Origin of the sequence: Lunatimonas salinarum (assembly GCF_017811155.1) — a bacterium.
GTDB classification, from domain to species: domain Bacteria; phylum Bacteroidota; class Bacteroidia; order Cytophagales; family Cyclobacteriaceae; genus Lunatimonas; species Lunatimonas salinarum.
This window is the reverse complement of the sequence record NZ_JACVCV010000021.1, coordinates 1-18,117: the sequence shown is the minus strand read 5'-3', so window position 1 is coordinate 18,117 and position 18,117 is coordinate 1. Positions and strand designations below refer to the sequence as shown.

The following is an 18,117-nucleotide window of genomic DNA, read 5'->3' as shown; positions in this document are numbered from 1 at the left end:
ATTCCTCTTTTGATAGCAACATTTATCCCTGATTTCATTGCTTGATGAGTACTTAACATTAAAATAAAATAATTACTTTGCGAAAACAACTAGATAAGCCGAACATTGTACGTTTTACAAAGCTATTCACATCCATGAAATTTCCTTCAATATTAACGCTTTTCACGCTTTTACTCCTTATGTCCTGCCAAAGCGAACAAAACACCTTCCTTGATAACAAAGTAATCGCCCACCGAGGGGCTTGGAAGGCAAAAGGCCTACCTCAAAATTCCATCGCATCCCTCCAAGAAGCTTTTGACCTCGGCTGCATGGGCTCGGAATTTGACGTCTGGATGACCAAAGATGGCGTCTTGGTCCTAAACCACGATGCGGATTACGAAGGGATGGTCATCGAAGAAGCAACCTATGAGGAGGTGCAGACCTTGCGTCTTCCAAACGGAGAGCGCTTACCTACCGTGGAGGAGTACCTCCGCAAGGGAATGACACAAAACAAAACGAAACTGATCATGGAGGTAAAGCCCACACGTATGGGCGATGAACGGGGCAGAGAGATTGCCGCTAAGGTAGTAGAGATGGTGAGAAAGATGGGTGCAGAAAAATGGGTGGACTATATCACCTTTGACAAAAACATCGGCAGTGAGCTTATCAGACTGGATCCCGACGCCAACGTCGCTTATTTGACCGGAGAAAAAACCCCACAGGAGCTAAAATCTGAAGGCTATTTTGGTTTTGACTACAATTTGCGGGTGGTAAAAGAAAATCCACATTGGATCAAAGAAGCGCAAGACTTGGGATTGACTGTAAATGTTTGGACAGTAAATAAAGAGGAAGATATGCGTTGGCTATTGGAAAAGCAGGTGGATTTCATCACCACGGATGAACCCGAATTACTACTTACGCTAGTCGGCAACATCAACCAATAACCTCCCCACCATGTACCCACGCCTCCTCGCCCTGCTGGTTTTCGGCATCGGATTACTGGCCCATACCTATCCGAGCTACAGTCAATCCAATACACCGAAAGCCAAACACGTGATCCTCATTGGATTAGATGCCTTTAGCTCGCGGGGCCTGCAAAAAGCCGCCACTCCGGCCATGGACAAAATGATCAAAGGCGGGGCACTCGCCCCCTATGCCCGTTGTGTGCTGCCTACGGTAAGCACGCCCAATTGGACTTCCATGTTGACCGGGGTAGATCCCGTACAACATGGCATTTATGACAACAGCTGGGAAAGGGACAGCCCGCATTGGGACCCCATTCGAACAGGTCCGGAAAATGTCTATCCCAGCCTATTGTCCTGGATGAGAGAACAACGACCTGAGTCACGCATCCACTTTTTTTATGAATGGAGTGGCCTGTCTCGGATGTTTGAAATGAGTGTGGTCGACAAGCACTTTCGCTCAAAAAGCGGCACGGAGGTTTTTGATACCGCCGTCGATCATTTCTTTGCGGAACGGCCGGATTTTCTTTTTTTGGGCATCGACGAAACCGACGCCGCCGGACATGAACACGGCCACGACACGCACGGCTACTACAACATGATCAGCTATTACGATCAAAAAATCGGTGCCTTTATCGATAGACTGGAAAAGGAAGGACTCATGGACGAAGCCGTCATCCTGATCACGGGAGACCACGGAGGCATCAACTTTGGGCATGGAGGAAGAACGCTCTATGAACTCGAAATCCCCATCCTCCTGTACGGCAAAGGAGTAACAGCCGGAAAGGTCCTCGAAGAACCCTATTACATCTACGACGTGGCTCCTACCCTCGCCTATTTTCTGGGAGTAACACCACCCGCCGGCACCATCGGGCGAGTGATGGCCGAGGCAATGACCCCTGTAACGGGTAAAAAAGCCTTTGTGGCCATCCCCCACATAGAACCCAAGGGTGGCTTTATCAATGCTGCTGAAGTATCCGTTAACCTACTTCTCCGTCAGTCGAATGGTAGCCTTTACTACACGCTGGACGGATCGGACCCGGATAGTAACTCGACTCCCTATCAAGCACCTATCCAACTAAAGCACAATGCCGCATTGAAGGTAGTCAACATCGTCAATGGACAGAAAAGCCGCATCGAAGCTACCGAATACCGACTGGCCACTGGAAACACCAAGGTATCTTGGAAGTACTATGAGGGAACCTTTACCGCACTGCCAGCGCTCGATACGATGACGCCGATTAAGTCGGGAAAAAGTCATGAAATCAGTCTGGATGAAATCAGCCACCGAGAGGATCAGTTTGCCTTGGTTTTCACTGCCACGCTGAACCTTCCGCAGGATGGAGAGTACCTCTTCTACGCAAATTCAGACGATGGAAGTTTCCTCTTTATCAATGGTGAAAAATTGATCGACAACGATGGTTCCCATGGATTGACAGAGGTTAGCGGAAAAATCGCTCTGTCCGCAGGGTCGCATCAACTGGAAGTGTGGTACTTTGATGATTTTGGAGGACAGGACTTGAATGTCAGTATCCAAGGGCCCGGTATTCCCAAGCAAATTCTGACCGAAAAATACTTGAAATAAGCTAACCTAACCTACCCGACAGCTATGCCAGCCTATGTGATTGTCGAAGTCAGCATCCATGACCCGGAAAGATACGAAGCGTACAAAGCCCTAACCCCGTCGAGCTTGGAGCCCTTTGGTGGTCGGTTTGTCGTCCGCGGAGGTGCATCCGAACCACTAGAGGGGGACTGGAACCCAGAACGCATCATCTTACTGGAATTTCCCTCTGCGGATCAGGCACGTGCTTGGTGGCATTCCGAAGCCTATACAGCGGCACGAAAAATCCGCCAAGAAGCCGCTCATACCAACATGCTACTGGTGGAAGGACTTGTATAGGCCTACCTCCTACAGACTAAGCGATGGCTTGGGGAAATAGGTCACACCCCATTCCGGTGTTGAATTACAGTCAAATTAATTAACCAAGCAACCAATAAACCCATGCAACAACCTGTTTTTAAACTACTTGCTGTCGCCCTTATGCTCTTTATCCATTGCGAGGTTGCCATTGCCCAGCTGTTGCTACAGCCTGGGGATCCGCCAAAGCAACCCGATATCCCGGTGTTTTACAGAGGAACCCTGATGGATATCGAACAAGCGATCGCCAAACTCCAAAGGGGCGAGGTGGCCCAAATTGCCACTTCTCCTGGTGGATTGCCGGTGTATGCCGTTTATTATGGTGAAAAAGAGGGCTTCAAGGGACAGGCCAACTATAACTCCGCAGTGGCGGCCCAGAATCCCGCTTTTTATGCCCGGAAGGGAGCGGATACGAAACCGGTGGTTTACTTCATCGGTCCAGTGCATGGCCAGGAAGCGGAGGGTATAGTGGGTTTGGTTAACCTGCTTGAGATCGCAGAAACCGGCAAAGACCTGCGGGGAAAGGCCTGGCCGGAACTTGGGGAGTTCTTTCACAAAAGCAGGGTGATCATCCTTCCCACAGGCAATCCCGACGGAAGGAGACGAGTGCCCTACGACACCTTTGTAGGCTTGCCCGAAGAGACCATGACCAAGTACGGGCAGGGAACTAAAAAGGATGGCACACTCTGGCGTTGGCCCCACGCCAAAGCGCTGCACCCCATGCAGGGTGATGTGGGAATTTTAGGCGCCTACTTTAATGATGACGGCATCAATATCATGCACGATGAGTTCTTTGCGCCTATGGCAGACGAAACCAAAGCCATTATGAAGATCGCTCTGGAAGAGGTGCCGGATATCACGGTATCGCTGCATTCCTGCTCCTGTACCCCGTTTGTCATCCAAAATGCGCATGCACCTCATTTTATGAAAAGGCGTATCGATGATTTTGCCAGGCAGCTGAACAACCGGCTTATTTCTCTGGGACTTCCTAACCGGGGTTCAAATTGGTCGTTGAAAGTAGCCCCGGAAGACGAACAGTTTCCTCCGCGCAGTTCGTTCAACCTGGTTAGTGCATTGCACCATGCTTCTGGTACCATGGCGTTCACCTTCGAAAGCCCGCACGGCACGATTGAAGACGGCACGAGCTATGAACAGATTCTGGACATACAGCTTACACTTTACGAGGAAATTTTCCGCTATGTCATGGCCGAACGCCTGCTATGGGAGTAATCCCTTTCGTTTGTCAAGTTGCCAATGGCCCAATTGCCATCAACCGGGGTATACCACTCAGCAAGGAAATGGAAATATCGATCCCTTTTTATTAGGTTAAAAAGAGTTTATTGTTTTCATTAGCTATTAGAATTGCGGTTTTCTCGTCGATTAACAAGAAATTGCACTGCCCCCCTCCTACCACCGAGTAGGTAACAAATCAAGTGCAATTTCCCCTTCGGAATTCCGTGGGGAAAAGTAACCTTTAAAAATCAAAATACAACCAAATGAAAAAACCTAAAAACGAGCCCATGGAAAGCTCCCGGCGCAATTTTATCAAAAACGCCGCCATCGCTTCCTCCATTTTGATTGTCCCTCGACATGTGCTTGGCGGGGTTGGGTACACGGCCCCCAGTGACCAGCTAAACCTAGCGGCTATCGGTGCCGGAGGAAAAGGTGCCAGCGATATCCGCAATGCTTCCGTCAATGGCAGGGAACGTGTGGTAGCCCTCTGCGACGTAGACTTTTCCGGTTCTGCCAAACGTTCGGTCGAAGCATTTCCAAAAGCAAAGCTCTATGCCGATTACCGGGAAATGCTGGACAAGGAAAAAGACATCGACGCAGTGACTATTTCTACGCCCGACCACGTGCACGGCCCTGCGGCAGCATATGCCATGGAAAGAGGCGTTCACGTCTATGTGCAAAAACCCATGACCCACAATATCCGGGAAGCCCGATTGCTGACCGAAATGGCGCGGAAAAACAAGATTGTAACCCAAATGGGCAATCAGGGCGGATCCAACCCCTTGCTGAACATGGTGCAGGGATGGATCGACTCCGACAAAATCGGCAAAGTATCCAAGGTTCAGATCTGGACCAACCGCCCCGTATGGCCACAGGGAGGACCTATGCCCAAGCCGGACGCCAGCCAAAAGCCGAATGACCTGGACTGGAATCTTTGGCTAGGCCCCGCAGAGTACAAGCCTTACACGCCAAACATGCATCCCTTCAACTGGAGAGGCTGGTGGGATTACGGTACGGGCGCATTGGGCGACGTTGGCTGTCACCTGATCGATATTCCCTTCCGAACGCTGGGCCTGATGTATCCTACGGATGCAGAATGCAGTGTGGGTGCTGTTTATTCGGGCATGTGGAACGCCGACTTTAATCCGGAAGGTGCTCCTGCTACCTCCTTTATCACACTCCACTTCAATGCTACCCAAAAATCAAAATCTCCCATTGAGATGACCTGGATGGACGGAGGCATACGCCCGGCACATCCGGACATCATCCCTGCCGACCACGACATCGGAGGCGCAAACAGTGCCAATGGGGTGTTGATTATCGGTGACAAAGGAATCATCAGTACGAATATCAACGACAGCTCACCACTCATGCCAAAACTGTATCTCAACGACGGAACCCAGGAATTTGGCCCCGAGGTGGAGGAAATGGAGGAGCCCGAATATGGGCACCAGCGCAAGTGGGTAGATGCCTGCAAGGCCGGGTTCAACAGCAAAGAGCACAAGGAACTTACCTCCTCCTTTGACTACGCCGGACCTATGACCGAGACGGTATTGATGGGCAACCTGGCCATCCGCAGCTACCTGCTCAGGAGAGAAAACAGCAAAGGCCAAATGGAATTCTTCGCCCGTAAGAAGTTGCTTTGGGACGGTGAAAACATGCGGATCACCAACCTGGAAGAAGCCAATCAGTTCGTTGGCCGTACGTACAGAGAAGGATTTAAAGTATAATTTCAATAATAGGGTCTGCTGAAAAAATAGGCGACCAGTTTGTTAAAAACCAGCCCAGATTTTATTCTGAGCTGGTTTTTTGGTTTTTAGCGTCACAAAGACCGTTTGAATGAGAGATAGCGATCATGTGTCATTCAACTGTCAGGCTAGGATGTCGAAATTTTATGTAATTGACTTTAAACATGTTAGCATGACAATTGAATTAAGAAATTTCCCGGAAATTAATTTTGATAGGACACCACATCCTCAAAAGTACCAATCCAAAGCTTAGAAATCTTAACCGTAACTGTTCAATCGGTCCTATCCCCGACGGAAACGGGCTGCTCCAGCTGCAGCATTTTTCTTTTTCGAAACAACGGTTATTCCGTTTTAAATTAAAATAATATTATATAAATTATTTATTGACTTTCATTAATTTTTTTTAAATGTAAATTTAAAATTACCGTTATTAATAAAAATATGAAGTCTTTTTTTTCGTATTTTAGAGATCCTAGCGTAAAAAAAATAATTTATCACTATTTGTTTTAAAAATTTTTCCATTTATATTTCGTACAAATAATCATGGAGCTGCCAAGGTATAGAAGCATCATCATTTTATTTTTGATAATGACCTTTTAAATCGTATCTGCTTCAATAGTTATGTAGAAAATTTTTACTCACTTTTAATTTTCAAGGGTATGGTTTCTTGTATGTGTTTGTTGGGTAGTATCCTAACCCCATCCAAAGATATTGGATATCTCTCACTGCTGAATTTTGATTCAAAATCCTTTCCCGTAAGACCGTGCATACATCATACATTCGTGGAGACCTGTTGGCGTCCCGAAGGTTAGTAGAAGTAGTTTGTCTTAGCTGTTCTTTAATTTTATAGGTAAAACCAAAAGAAGGCTTATGCATTAATATTTCCCCTAAATCGAATATGGCCTTTTAGACAGAAAATCCCCTGTAGAGTTGATTTGTTTTTCTTTCAGTTAATTTTGAAAGTGAGGGTGAATCTGCTTAGCGTCAATAAGCAGGTTTTTCATACAGTTTTGTCTTGTCATTTTTTTGGCAGATAGGCAACACCGGTTCGCATTTGTATCAATTAATACATTTATTGATTGTTGAATATGTGGATTAACGATGGTTCAGCTTAATTCATAATTAAGCCAATTGACTGATATAATCAATTACATAAAATATCGTTGAAAAATGCCGACTGAAACAGGCTGGAATAACGTGTAAATTTCTAATTATTTCAAAAATATGTATATAACAAATCGTTCAATTAAGAAATTCCTATTTCTAAGTCTGATAATTGCCTTGGGTTCAAACTTTGGATCGGCGCAGACGAATACCTTTCCAACATCGGGAAATGTTGGAATAGGAACGACAAGCCCGAGTGTTCCGCTGCATGTAAAAGGCGATGTGGTATTGCAACGGCCAGATGGGAATAATTACCTAAAGATAAACTCCGATGCGAACGGGGTTTATATAACAAGCGATGACCAAGGCGCCAATCAAAAGCACCTTTATCTGCGCGCTTCACCTACATCCACCACCACTACCGACCGCCATATTTATTTTCAGGCAGGAAAATCTGGAGGAAATTTTCAGACTCGAATGACCATTTTGGGAAGCGGGAACGTAGGCATCGGTACGACCAGTCCCACACACCGTCTTCAGGTAGCTGGCTCCACAAAATGGACCGGTACTGCATCCAGTTATACCGAGGTTCATTCTAACGGTAGCGGGCAGTTTCTTCGACAATTCTCCAACAATGGAACTTCTGTAAGTTGGTTGATCCTTGGATATGCCAACAATGGCGTGCAGGCTATGTTTAATGATGGTGGAATTAACGTCAACGGAACCGTTAAGGCCAAAGAAGTGAACATAACCACCGCAGGATGGCCGGACTATGTGTTCAGATCAGACTATAACCTAATGCCCCTAAGTGAAGTAGAAGGGTTCATCCGGGAAAATGGCCACCTTCCAAATATCCCCAACGAGGCAGAGGTGATGGCAAACGGGGTAAATCTAGGGGAGATAAATGTATTGCTGCTCAAGAAGATCGAAGAGCTTACACTATATATTATATCTCAGAACCAAAAAATGGACATGCTGATTGAGAGATTGGAACGTGTTGAAAACAACCGATAGCATCGTATCCCGTGAAGCTAACATTTCTACGGTAATTAGGGAGGTATCTACTACTGATCCAACTAAAATTATACAATATATAAATATTTCAATATTTCTTAAAATAGGAAATTTAATTAGTATGAAGAGTCATGTTCTGAGAGTAATAATTATATACGCTGATGGTAAGTAAAACCACAATGAAACTAAATGTTTCTTTAATGTTGTTTCTTTGCACTTTTTTTTATTGTCAAGCGCAGCACTATGACACCAAGCTATTTGACAAAAGACTGGTTAGTACGAAAAATAAGGTAGGTGAGTCAATTCGCAAATACAATCATATCCAAAAGGAATATAGGCAGTACATCAACGATAGAAAAAAAGAATTTAGGCGAATAAAGGACAGTGTTAATTCAGAGTCCTTAGGGGATTTAGACCGTGGGTTTTCCAAAGACTCGCTGAGGCAATTGGTTCGATCACAGCAGGAATATTTTGTGTATACTGATTCGCTTTACAGCCTTAGGGAAATTGCCGGTTGGAATCTCACCCAATTTGAGACAAAAAAACGTACTGTTTCCTATGTAAAAAATGACTGCAATTCACGTGAATATTTCTTAAGGTATCTAGGTCTTAAACGCGAATTAAGTTCTTATAGAAGTACCCTTAGGATTTACAGAGATAGCTTGGGGTCTTTAGATACGCTAGGGAGGAATGAAATCCGGTTCTTGGTCTCTCGCAGGAAAAAAGAACTTACAGTAGAGTACGAAAACAGTTGGGAAGAAATCACTAGGGATTTGGTAAATGACGAAATCCCCCCCCTACCCCGTGGTTTTCAGAGTAAGGAGTTGTTAGATTTTCAGCAAGCGAACCGATATCTGAAAAATGGAGCCGTTAAAGACGGAATGTCCAATCTATCTCGGGTGCAGGCAATAGACCATTTTAAAGAAAAACAGGAGATTTTAAAAATTGCAACCGATGAAGTGGCGGAATTGAAAAAAAAGTTCAGTGACGTAGCAGATTCCCATGACCTCTCGTCGGCCAAAAAAAGTAACAGTCTTAAGGGGAAGCCAATTAAGAGGCGTATAGTCTATGGTAGCAATTTTCAGTTACATGTCGTCGGACAAACGAAAATTGATTTTAACCCTGAACTGGGATATAGATTAAATAGCACGTCGGAGGTAGGTCTTGGGGGCACTTATAGGTTTTTTGGAAATAGAGACGATCCTTTCTTGACGATTAATAAACCCATGGTTTTGGGCTTTCGGGGATATATTGAGAGAAAGTTAACCAACAATTTATATGTACATGGTGAATTTGAAAGTCTGAAAAGTACGATGAATAAAACCGGAGAACTTAGAGAAAGCCTCTGGTATAACAGTCTCTTGGCTGGTTTAGAAAGAAGATTTGTCATGAGTGGAAGATTGCAAGGACAAGCTCAGGTTTTGTATAATTTCAATAGCCAAAATAATCCACTTTACAATAGTCCTTGGGTTTTTCGGGTTGGTTTTAGTTTTTCAGAAACCAATAAGTAGAACCTATCGATCCTAACCAATTTAAAACAAAGATCTGAATGATCAATTGTGATTTAATAAAGCTAGAAACAACTAATCGTAATAAAATGTATCTTCTAAGGCAAACTTTTCAAATCAATATTCGAAGATCTGGCATATTAATGACAATAGCAGCGGTGCTGTTTTTTGAAACCTATGCCCAAACACAATTGCCTCAGTCTATTGCGCCTTCACCAAGTATCGCTGAACTCGGGAGATACGGGTCATTTCCTGTTTCTAAAAGTACTGGGATTCCGGATATAGGCTTTCCACTATTTGAGGTTAATGCCGCAGAAATTTCGATCCCATTTAGCTTGTCTTATCATGCAGGAGGGATTAAAGTCAGTCAGGAATCAACTGAAGTAGGGCTAGGGTGGGCTATTAACGGAGTTATGTTTATCCATCGAACTGTTATGGGAATTCCTGATGAGTCTGTCAATGGGAATTTTAATACACTTCCTTTGAGTATCAGTAACCTGATGGCTTTGTATTCCGCTACTGGATCCCAACGCCAAACCGATTGGGGAAAGTTGCAGGCTATGGCAAATGGAGCCGGACTTTCAGACATAAGAGCGGACATGTTTAATTATAGCATCGCCGGCAAGTCAGGTCAATTTGCTTTTGCTCCAGACAGAACATTCAAGACCTTTCCATATGAACCGATAAAAATCACTAGGAATGGTTCGGGCTTTGAAATCGTAAATGAAAGCGGAACCCTCTACCTTTTTCAAGATGTCAACAATATACTGATTGATAATCAGTCCTCTTACATAACCCACAATTACGTAAAAGATTGGTATTTGACTAAAATTATTTCTAACACAAAGCAGGACACAGTTTATTTTGAATATGAGAATGCTACCTCTGTTAAGAGTCAGAAAGAATATTCGCAAGTAATAGGACGGGCGCCTGATTTTTCCAGTGGAAGTGCAGGATCGGTCATCATTAGCCCACAGGAAGCATCTACCACATCGATAGTTAGTCAACAAGAAAGATATATTAAGAAAATTACCTCTAGAAATAGTGAGATAGTGTTTACCTATAGTACCAGCCGGGTGGACCGATCAGGTGCCAAGAAACTTATTGATATTGTAATTAAAGATTCAAATGAAAATGCGGTAAAGAAATTTGTATTTGCTTACGATTACTTTGCTGCAAATTTCCATGCAGGTGGATTTCCTGACACCGATACAAAACGACTCAAACTTACGGGATTTAAAGAAATAGCAGTTGGAACTTCAGGTCTTGAGAAAGCCTATACTTTTGAATACAATAATAATATTCCGATCCCAAGAAAAGGCAGCTTTTCAATGGACTATTGGGGATTCTTCAACGGAGTCAACAATAATAGTTTAATCCCACGTCAGACTGTTACTGCGGGACAAATTTCAAGCCCTTCCATCCATGTGATAGGAACAGCCGTAACTCCTTCAAATGAATTCCCGTCCCAATCATGGTCAGTGGGTCTAACTAGTACAAACCGATCTGTAGATACGACTAAAGTCCAAACTTGTATTTTGAAAAAGATCACTTATCCCACAAAAGGGTTTACAACCTTTCAATATGAATCCCATGCCTATACGTCAAATCTAAGTGGAACTCCAAGTACAGCATTTGGTGCTGGTTTGAGGATAAAGAAGATTGCCAGTTACGCAAGTACAGGCCAGCTTGCAGGTCTTGAAGAATATAAATACGGTGTAGGTGAAAATGGTGTCGGAGTCAGGATTTTCAATGAAAATCAGTTTTTTCAGAACTTTGATGATTATACCATAGAAGCAGGAAACCCATCTGATTGCTTTCAGTGGATTTCATGCTGGCAGCGAAAATACTATGGAGTGGATGCCTACTCTACCGTCAGTTATAACGGAATGCCCTTGGTATATACCGAAGTGAATAAATATACGGGTACGAATAGTGCTGAGTCACTTAGGTCAAAATATGAATTCAGGATGTTGGCCCTATCGTTAGTAGATAATGAATTTATTAACACGAGTAGCTATGGAACATTAAACCCCGTTTGGAGTGATTTTCAGTTAACTTCGGAAACGATATACAAAAAAAATGGAAGCAATTTTGATCCCATCAGAAAGACTGAATTGGAATACGAAATTAAGCATAATTCCAGTTTTGATGGAATTGTACTCTTTGAACGTCAAAAAGTTCCACTTCAATACGGAAGCTGTTATTTAGGTGACCCCTGGTTTATTGATCAAAGTCAGTTCAAATACATTAGTCGAGCGTACAAATTGACCCATAAAACCGAGAAGATAATTTCTTACTTGGCTGGGACCAGTCATGAAATGGTGGTCGAAACTGATTTTGAATACGACAATCCAAACCATTTATTTGTCACAAAAACCATTTCGACAGGTAGTGACGGAATTCAAAATGAAGTTAAAGTTTTTTATCCCGATGATGTCACGAGTGCATCTATATTGCAGGGCGGGGTATTAACGACGGCGGAATATAATGCAGTCGGCAAGCTCAAACGCAACGATCAACACCGAATTGCCGAGCCCATTCAAGTGGAGATTTGGAAAGAGGGAGAGCTCCTGTCAATTAACAGAACTAACTACAAACTTTGGAGCAATGGATTGTATTTGCCGGAAATAATTAAATCTTCCAAATCAAATGGCGTACTAGTGAATAAACTGAGGTACCACACCTATGATGGCATTGGAAACCCGACATCAATGTCGCAGGAAAACGGTACAACCGTTACCAATATATGGGGATACAAAAACAGTTTGCCAATTGCCAGAATATCCAATGCAATTACTTCAGAGGTTTCCTTTACCAGCTTTGAAACAGGCGAGAAAGGAGGCTGGACTTACTCGGGTTCCCCCGTCACCTCAGCCATTTCAAAGACAGGAACCAAGTATTATAACCTTAGCAGCGGTGCTGTTAGTAAAAGTGGTTTTGGAGGAAGTAGCAGCAATCCATTTGTTGTTTCCCTCTGGGCCCGAAGGGCATCAGGATCAGGAAATTGGACTGTAATAGGCAAAACTGTCAGCCTCACCACAGAATGGCAATTGGTAGAAGCAACCATTACCGGAAACTCCGTCAGCATCTCCGGAAGCGGGATTTACATAGACGAACTCCGTCTTCATCCAGCCGATGCCCAAATGACCTCCTATACCTATAAGCTATTGACAGGAATTTCTTCGGAAACAGATCCGAATGGAATGGTGATGTACTATGAATACGATGAAATTGGGAGGATTTCCCTAGTCAAGGATACTGAAGGGAATATTTTGAAGGCCTACGATTATAACTATCAGTAAACTTTTTGATCAAAAAAAAGATGAAGACAATGCACAACTACTGCATCAGCATTTGTTTGGTTATTGGATTGATGGTGTCTATTTTTTCTGCGAACGGACAGACACCTACCACAACCAAAAATTATATAATGGAAAAAACGGTTTTGGTTAAGGATTTGAAAACAAAGTCGCAATTGACCGGACAATCAGTAAGCAACGTTAATACCCAAGTGACTTACTTTGATGGTCTTGGTAGGCCTATCCAGCAAGTCGGATTTCAATCAACCCAAAGCAAGAAGGATTTCGTCCAGCATATACAATATGATGAGCATGGTAGGGTGAAATACAGTTATCTCCCTTACGGGACTGGAACAACGGGAACAGCCGCATTCCGGGCTACCGCAGGGTCCGAGCAGGTTACTTTTTACAATAACCTTTTCGGAGGGAATGCAGGAAACTTTGCGTTTGGCGAAAACGAATACGATGGGTCTCCATTAAATCGGATAACTACCAGCTATGCACCCGGCAGTCCCTGGTCCAAAACTAGTGGTGGCGGTGGAAAGCCGGTAACTATGGACTACCAGCTTAATGCAGACATCGATAAAGTAATCCACTGGGAGATTCTCGATGGTCAATTGATATCCAAACAGTTTTATGCTGCGAATGAATTGTATAAATTCATCTCAACGGATGAAGAGAACCATCAGGTAATCGAATTCAAGGATAAACAAGGCAGAGTACTTTTAAAAAGAGTGCAGGCACCCAATAGTAACTGGGCAAACACGTATCAGGTATATGACAAATATGGCAACCTGATTTATGTACTTCCTCCGGAGGCGTCAGATGAATATGATAACGCAGATCTGATAATGCCTGTAGGGTATCATTTAGTGAAAGACGATCAAAACTATTCGTCCATTTCCGGCATCTCGGGGGGCAAGATTGCCTATCTTCCGACCGGATCGGTAACAATTTCCCCAAGCACCACCCTGGGAAACGGTGTTCATATAAAGCCTCACGGGATTATGCCAGTTCAAAGCTTCTTGGACCAATGGGCCTTTCAATACAAGTATGATGACCGACAGCGTTTAACCGAAAAGATAGTTCCCGGAGCTAAGCCAATGTATTTAGTGTATGATAAACTGGACCGTGTCGTGTTGACCCAGGATGGGAATCAACGACTGTCTAACAAATGGACGTTTGTCAAGTATGATCAATTGAACCGCCCGGTTATTGTAGGTGAAAAGGTAATTTCCGGGTCATTAGCCACCGTTAGAAGTGCCGTGGAAAATTCAACGGTACTTTTCGAATCCTACACCGGAAGCGGAGTGAGCAAATATTCCGACCTTGCCTATCCTACCGGCATTACCGAGGCGGAGATCCTTTCCGTAACCTATTTTGACAACTATAAATTTACAACAAAATCCTTTAGTCTTCCTGCGCAGTTAAACAGCAGTGCGGACGGAAAGATAATTCCCGCTGTATTCGCAACTGTCAGAGGAAAAGCGACGGGCACTAAAGTGAAGGTCCTGGGAGCCACGGCTGATTACATCGAAACGGTAAATTTCTATGATAACCGCTATCGGTTGATCCAGTCAAAAGTAGTCAATTATAAGAATGGGGAAGATATCATCTCCATCCAGTATGATTTTGCCGGTAGGGTAAGAAAGAGCCATTTGGGCCATGCCAATCCGGCAGCGGATATTGCCTCAACCAATGTAACCCAGGAATACACGTACGACCATGTAGGTCGGCTGCTCACCATGAACCATAGTATCAATGGAGATCCTTCCGTAACTCTTGTGAGCAATACCTACAATGAATTGGGTGAGTTGATAAACAAAGATTTGGCCGATAGCTACGAGGATATCAATTACGCCTATAATATTAGAGGCTGGCTAAGTAAGATCAACAATCTTTCCGATGCCACTGATAAGCTATTCGAGATGGATTTGGAATACAATAACGCGCCCACGGGCCACAAAGTACATAACGGCAATATTGGGGCCACCGCTTGGAAGAATCCTTACGAAGCCATGGTTAACCGCTATGATTATGAATACGATGAGATGGACAGGCTGAAAGCCGCCGATTACAGCAATGGTGGAGCAAGTACGATGTCGTTTGACGTTCCCTTGATCGGTTATGATCTGAATGGCAATATTCTAACACTACAGCGAAAAGGAACGGATGAGAACGACAACGTTAACGTAACTATCGACAACCTAAGCTATACGTATGCCTCGGGAAACCAACTCAGCAAAGTCTCTGACAGTTCGGGAAAGACAGCAGGATTCAACGACGGGACCAACCAAACGGTGGAATATACCTACGATGATAACGGTAATATGAAGGAAGACCGGAACAAGGGAATTACCTCCATCGAGTATAACGAATTGAACCTGCCGAAGAAAGTAACCTATAACGCTTCCAAATATATTGAATACACCTACGATGCCTCTGGTGCCAAACAATCTCAGAAAGTTGTAGAAAGCGGAACGACGACAATCTCCGATTTTGTGGCAGGTTTCGTCTATGAAAACAATAAACTGCAGTTCATGCAGCACAATGAGGGACGGGTGGTAGCGAAACGAACTGAGACGGGAAACTTTGACGGCTTCCAGTACCAATACCACTTAAAGGATCATCTGGGAAATGTGCGTGTGACGTTTAAGACCGAGCAGGCTTCGGCTGACCGATACACCGCTACTTTTGAAAATGACGTTGAGACCAAGGACTATGAAAGCGTATACTTTAGCAGGTATGAAGAAGTAACCCGGATAAATGCGGATATTTTTGACCATACGGATGCGGGAAACAGCAAGTCGTATTCAATGCGGTTAAACGGTACCCCGAATGAAGTATATGGGCTTGGAAAATCACTGGCCGTAAATCCCGGAGACGTGGTCGATGCCGAAGTTTGGGCCAAGTATCTGGATCCAACTACCAAGGGTAAACCGGGTACTGCCTTTGCCCAACTTGTCCAGGATCTGTCAGACAATGTGTCTTCAGTAATCGTGGACGGTGCAAAAACGGCAACCGCTACGGCTATGCCCTTTGCCGGGTTGATCGATCGCGGCTCGGATGCTTCGGAAGCCCCCAAAGCCTATTTGAATATGCTGGTTTTTGACAGGGAGTACAAGCTGATAAATTCCAGCTTCAAACAAATCAGTAAGGAAGCCGCCGAAGATGGATCGGATATCAGCCACCAATACCTAAATGTCGGCCCGATGACTGTAACAGAACCCGGATATGTGTATATTTACGTCTCCAATGAAAATGGAGATCCCGTGGAAGTATTCTTCGATGATTTCAGCGTAAACCTTACCGGTACGGATATCGTGCAGAAGGATGATTATTATCCTTTTGGGGGAAGCTTTAATGCCTATACCGACCTGAGTACACCGCAACAGGATTACCTGTACAACGGGGTAAGGCTAAACAAAACCACGCAGCTTTATGAAACGGCCTTCAGGACCTACGATCCGTATCTGGGCAGGTTCAATCATATAGACCCTTTGACCGCCATGGTGCCGGGCCTAAGTCCCTACCATTTTGGGTTTAACAATCCGGTGCGCTACAGTGACCCGATGGGATTGATGGGGGATGATGCAGGAATGTGGGGTACGGGGAATACCTATGCATCAAACTACTCCCAGAATCCCTTTGACCTTATGCCAAAGGCTGGCGGATTTACCGGCCCGGGTTCGGGGAATCACTGGTCAGATGGGATTGGGAATTCAGATTGGTCGATGTGGGGAGGGAGCCAAATGTATAAAGACGCGTTGGCTAGTGGAGCAATTGAATATGGAGGTAAATTTTACAATATAGATGGAGATGGAAAGCGGGGGGATCCATATGAAGAGAGAAATGGTAGGCTAGGCTATTGGGTGGATTCACCGATGGATATCCGAGACTATGTACTTATGAATAATAAGTTGTTCAAAACCACTACACCGGGAGTAATGTCAACATTTTATAGCGTTGGAGCGCAAAGTGGTGGGGGTGGTCATAGTTTGGCTGACATTGTTGGTTTGGCTGGTACGATTGGAGATCCGATTGGAGGAGGAGCAAAAGGGATTTTGGATAATCGGGGAGCCTATATGCCAAGAGGCGAAATTTATGGAATGAATAAAGAAATTACCGTAAGAACCCCTATAGCCAATATAAATACGACATCAAGAGTTCTAAACTATGCTCGTGTGGGTGGAAAAGTACTTGGTGTTGCAGGTGTACTAGCTACAGGTTATCAAGTATATGGAGATATAGATGGTGGTAGATACTACAGTGCTGGTACACGTGCCGCAGTTCTTGGTGTAGCAGCAGGTGCTGCTTTTATTCCAGTTGTAGGATGGGGAGTAGCCGCAGGGATAGGCGTGGCTGATTATGTTTGGGGAGACCAGTTTTATAATTATGTTGAAAATCGAATGCGATAAAAATATTTATGAGAGTATATAATTATTTGTTTTACAAAAGTTATCAATTAGCTGTCCAGTCAAAAAACTTTGATGACATGCCTGTCTTAGGCGGGATTATTTTCGTAGTTGCATGTATAATGTTTAATATCTTCACGGTTTCATTAGTCTTAGAGGGCTTCGGGGTTAGTGATATTTCTTTTAAGAAGGAATATAAATATCCTTTCGCATTGGTATTGGTACTTTTGATTTTGATGTATTTTCTCCTTAATGGTCGCTATAAGAATATTATAAAGGAGTATGAGGACAGAGAAATAAAATTGGGTAAAGGTATTCACCCAATTTTTGTAATCATTTTATATTACGGAATTAGCTTTGGTTTGATGCTATTAGCAGGATTGTTTAAGAATGGCGATTGGATTTTTTCACAATGATGTGAAAATAAGCTAAGCAGAAAACCCACCTACACGGTGGATTCTCTGCTTTACAGAGCTGCTATATTTTTAGCAAAGAAATCTTTAATTTTTTTCTTAATAAGGAAAGTATCAATCATTTTAAAGACCATATTTTTTTCCCTTATTGGGTGTAGGTGTGTCGTGAAGTCGTTGATGTGAATCAAAGACATGTTGTATAAAAGAGGATAGTAGGTCTACCGCAATCGCTGATTAAGTGGAGGTTGCAAACCGCCTCTCGGTGCTGTTTTGGTAACAAAACGGTATTGAACGGAAAGAAGAAAAGGTTCGCTAGACGAATTATGTTTGGATAAGCGAGATGAATGAAAGTGAGTCTCAGATTAAGGATGATTTCAGCGTACACCTTACAGGTACGGATATCGTACAGAAGGATGATTATTATCCTTTTGGGGGAAGCTTTAATGCCTATACCGACTTGGGTACACCGCAACAGGATTACCTTTACAACGGGGTGAGTCTAAATGAAACCACGCAGCTCT

General features: G+C 43.9%; 11 protein-coding genes. All 11 read left to right on the top strand.

Features of this window, described 5'->3' with window-relative positions; genetic code table 11:
* Positions 1 to 134 precede the first annotated feature (134 nt).
* Positions 135 to 923, top strand: coding sequence for a glycerophosphodiester phosphodiesterase (locus IAQ59_RS19185; protein ID WP_209332473.1), 789 nt, complete (start codon positions 135 to 137; stop codon positions 921 to 923).
* A gap of 10 nt (positions 924 to 933) precedes the next feature.
* Positions 934 to 2,526, top strand: a complete 1,593-nt coding sequence (locus IAQ59_RS19180; protein ID WP_209332472.1) for an alkaline phosphatase family protein — start codon at positions 934 to 936, stop codon at positions 2,524 to 2,526.
* Positions 2,527 to 2,550: 24 nt separating this feature from the next.
* Entirely contained in the window at positions 2,551 to 2,841 is a 291-nt protein-coding gene (locus IAQ59_RS19175; protein WP_209332471.1) for a DUF1330 domain-containing protein, read from the top strand.
* A gap of 102 nt (positions 2,842 to 2,943) precedes the next feature.
* Complete coding sequence (locus tag IAQ59_RS19170) at positions 2,944 to 4,089, top strand: M14 family metallopeptidase (protein WP_209332470.1); 1,146 nt, start codon at positions 2,944 to 2,946, stop codon at positions 4,087 to 4,089.
* Positions 4,090 to 4,355: 266 nt separating this feature from the next.
* On the top strand, positions 4,356 to 5,822 hold the full coding sequence (locus IAQ59_RS19165) for a Gfo/Idh/MocA family protein (RefSeq protein ID WP_209332469.1): 1,467 nt from the start codon (positions 4,356 to 4,358) through the stop codon (positions 5,820 to 5,822).
* A 1,242-nt stretch (positions 5,823 to 7,064) separates the two neighbouring features.
* Positions 7,065 to 7,958, top strand: a complete 894-nt coding sequence (locus IAQ59_RS19160; protein WP_209332468.1) for a hypothetical protein — start codon at positions 7,065 to 7,067, stop codon at positions 7,956 to 7,958.
* Between the two features lie 200 nt (positions 7,959 to 8,158).
* Positions 8,159 to 9,469 (top strand): hypothetical protein, encoded by a 1,311-nt coding sequence (locus IAQ59_RS19155; RefSeq protein ID WP_209332467.1) that lies wholly within the window; start codon positions 8,159 to 8,161, stop codon positions 9,467 to 9,469.
* Positions 9,470 to 9,507: 38 nt separating this feature from the next.
* Entirely contained in the window at positions 9,508 to 12,771 is a 3,264-nt protein-coding gene (locus IAQ59_RS19150) for a hypothetical protein (protein WP_209332466.1), read from the top strand.
* Positions 12,772 to 12,899: 128 nt separating this feature from the next.
* On the top strand, positions 12,900 to 17,186 hold the full coding sequence (locus IAQ59_RS19145) for a DUF6443 domain-containing protein (protein WP_209332465.1): 4,287 nt from the start codon (positions 12,900 to 12,902) through the stop codon (positions 17,184 to 17,186).
* Positions 17,187 to 17,194: 8 nt separating this feature from the next.
* Positions 17,195 to 17,599, top strand: coding sequence for a Bfi1 family immunity protein (bfi1, locus tag IAQ59_RS19140; protein ID WP_483414096.1), 405 nt, complete (start codon positions 17,195 to 17,197; stop codon positions 17,597 to 17,599).
* 337 nt (positions 17,600 to 17,936) lie between these two features.
* A partial coding sequence (locus IAQ59_RS19135) for a hypothetical protein (RefSeq protein WP_209332463.1) occupies positions 17,937 to 18,117 on the top strand: 181 nt, incomplete at its 3' end.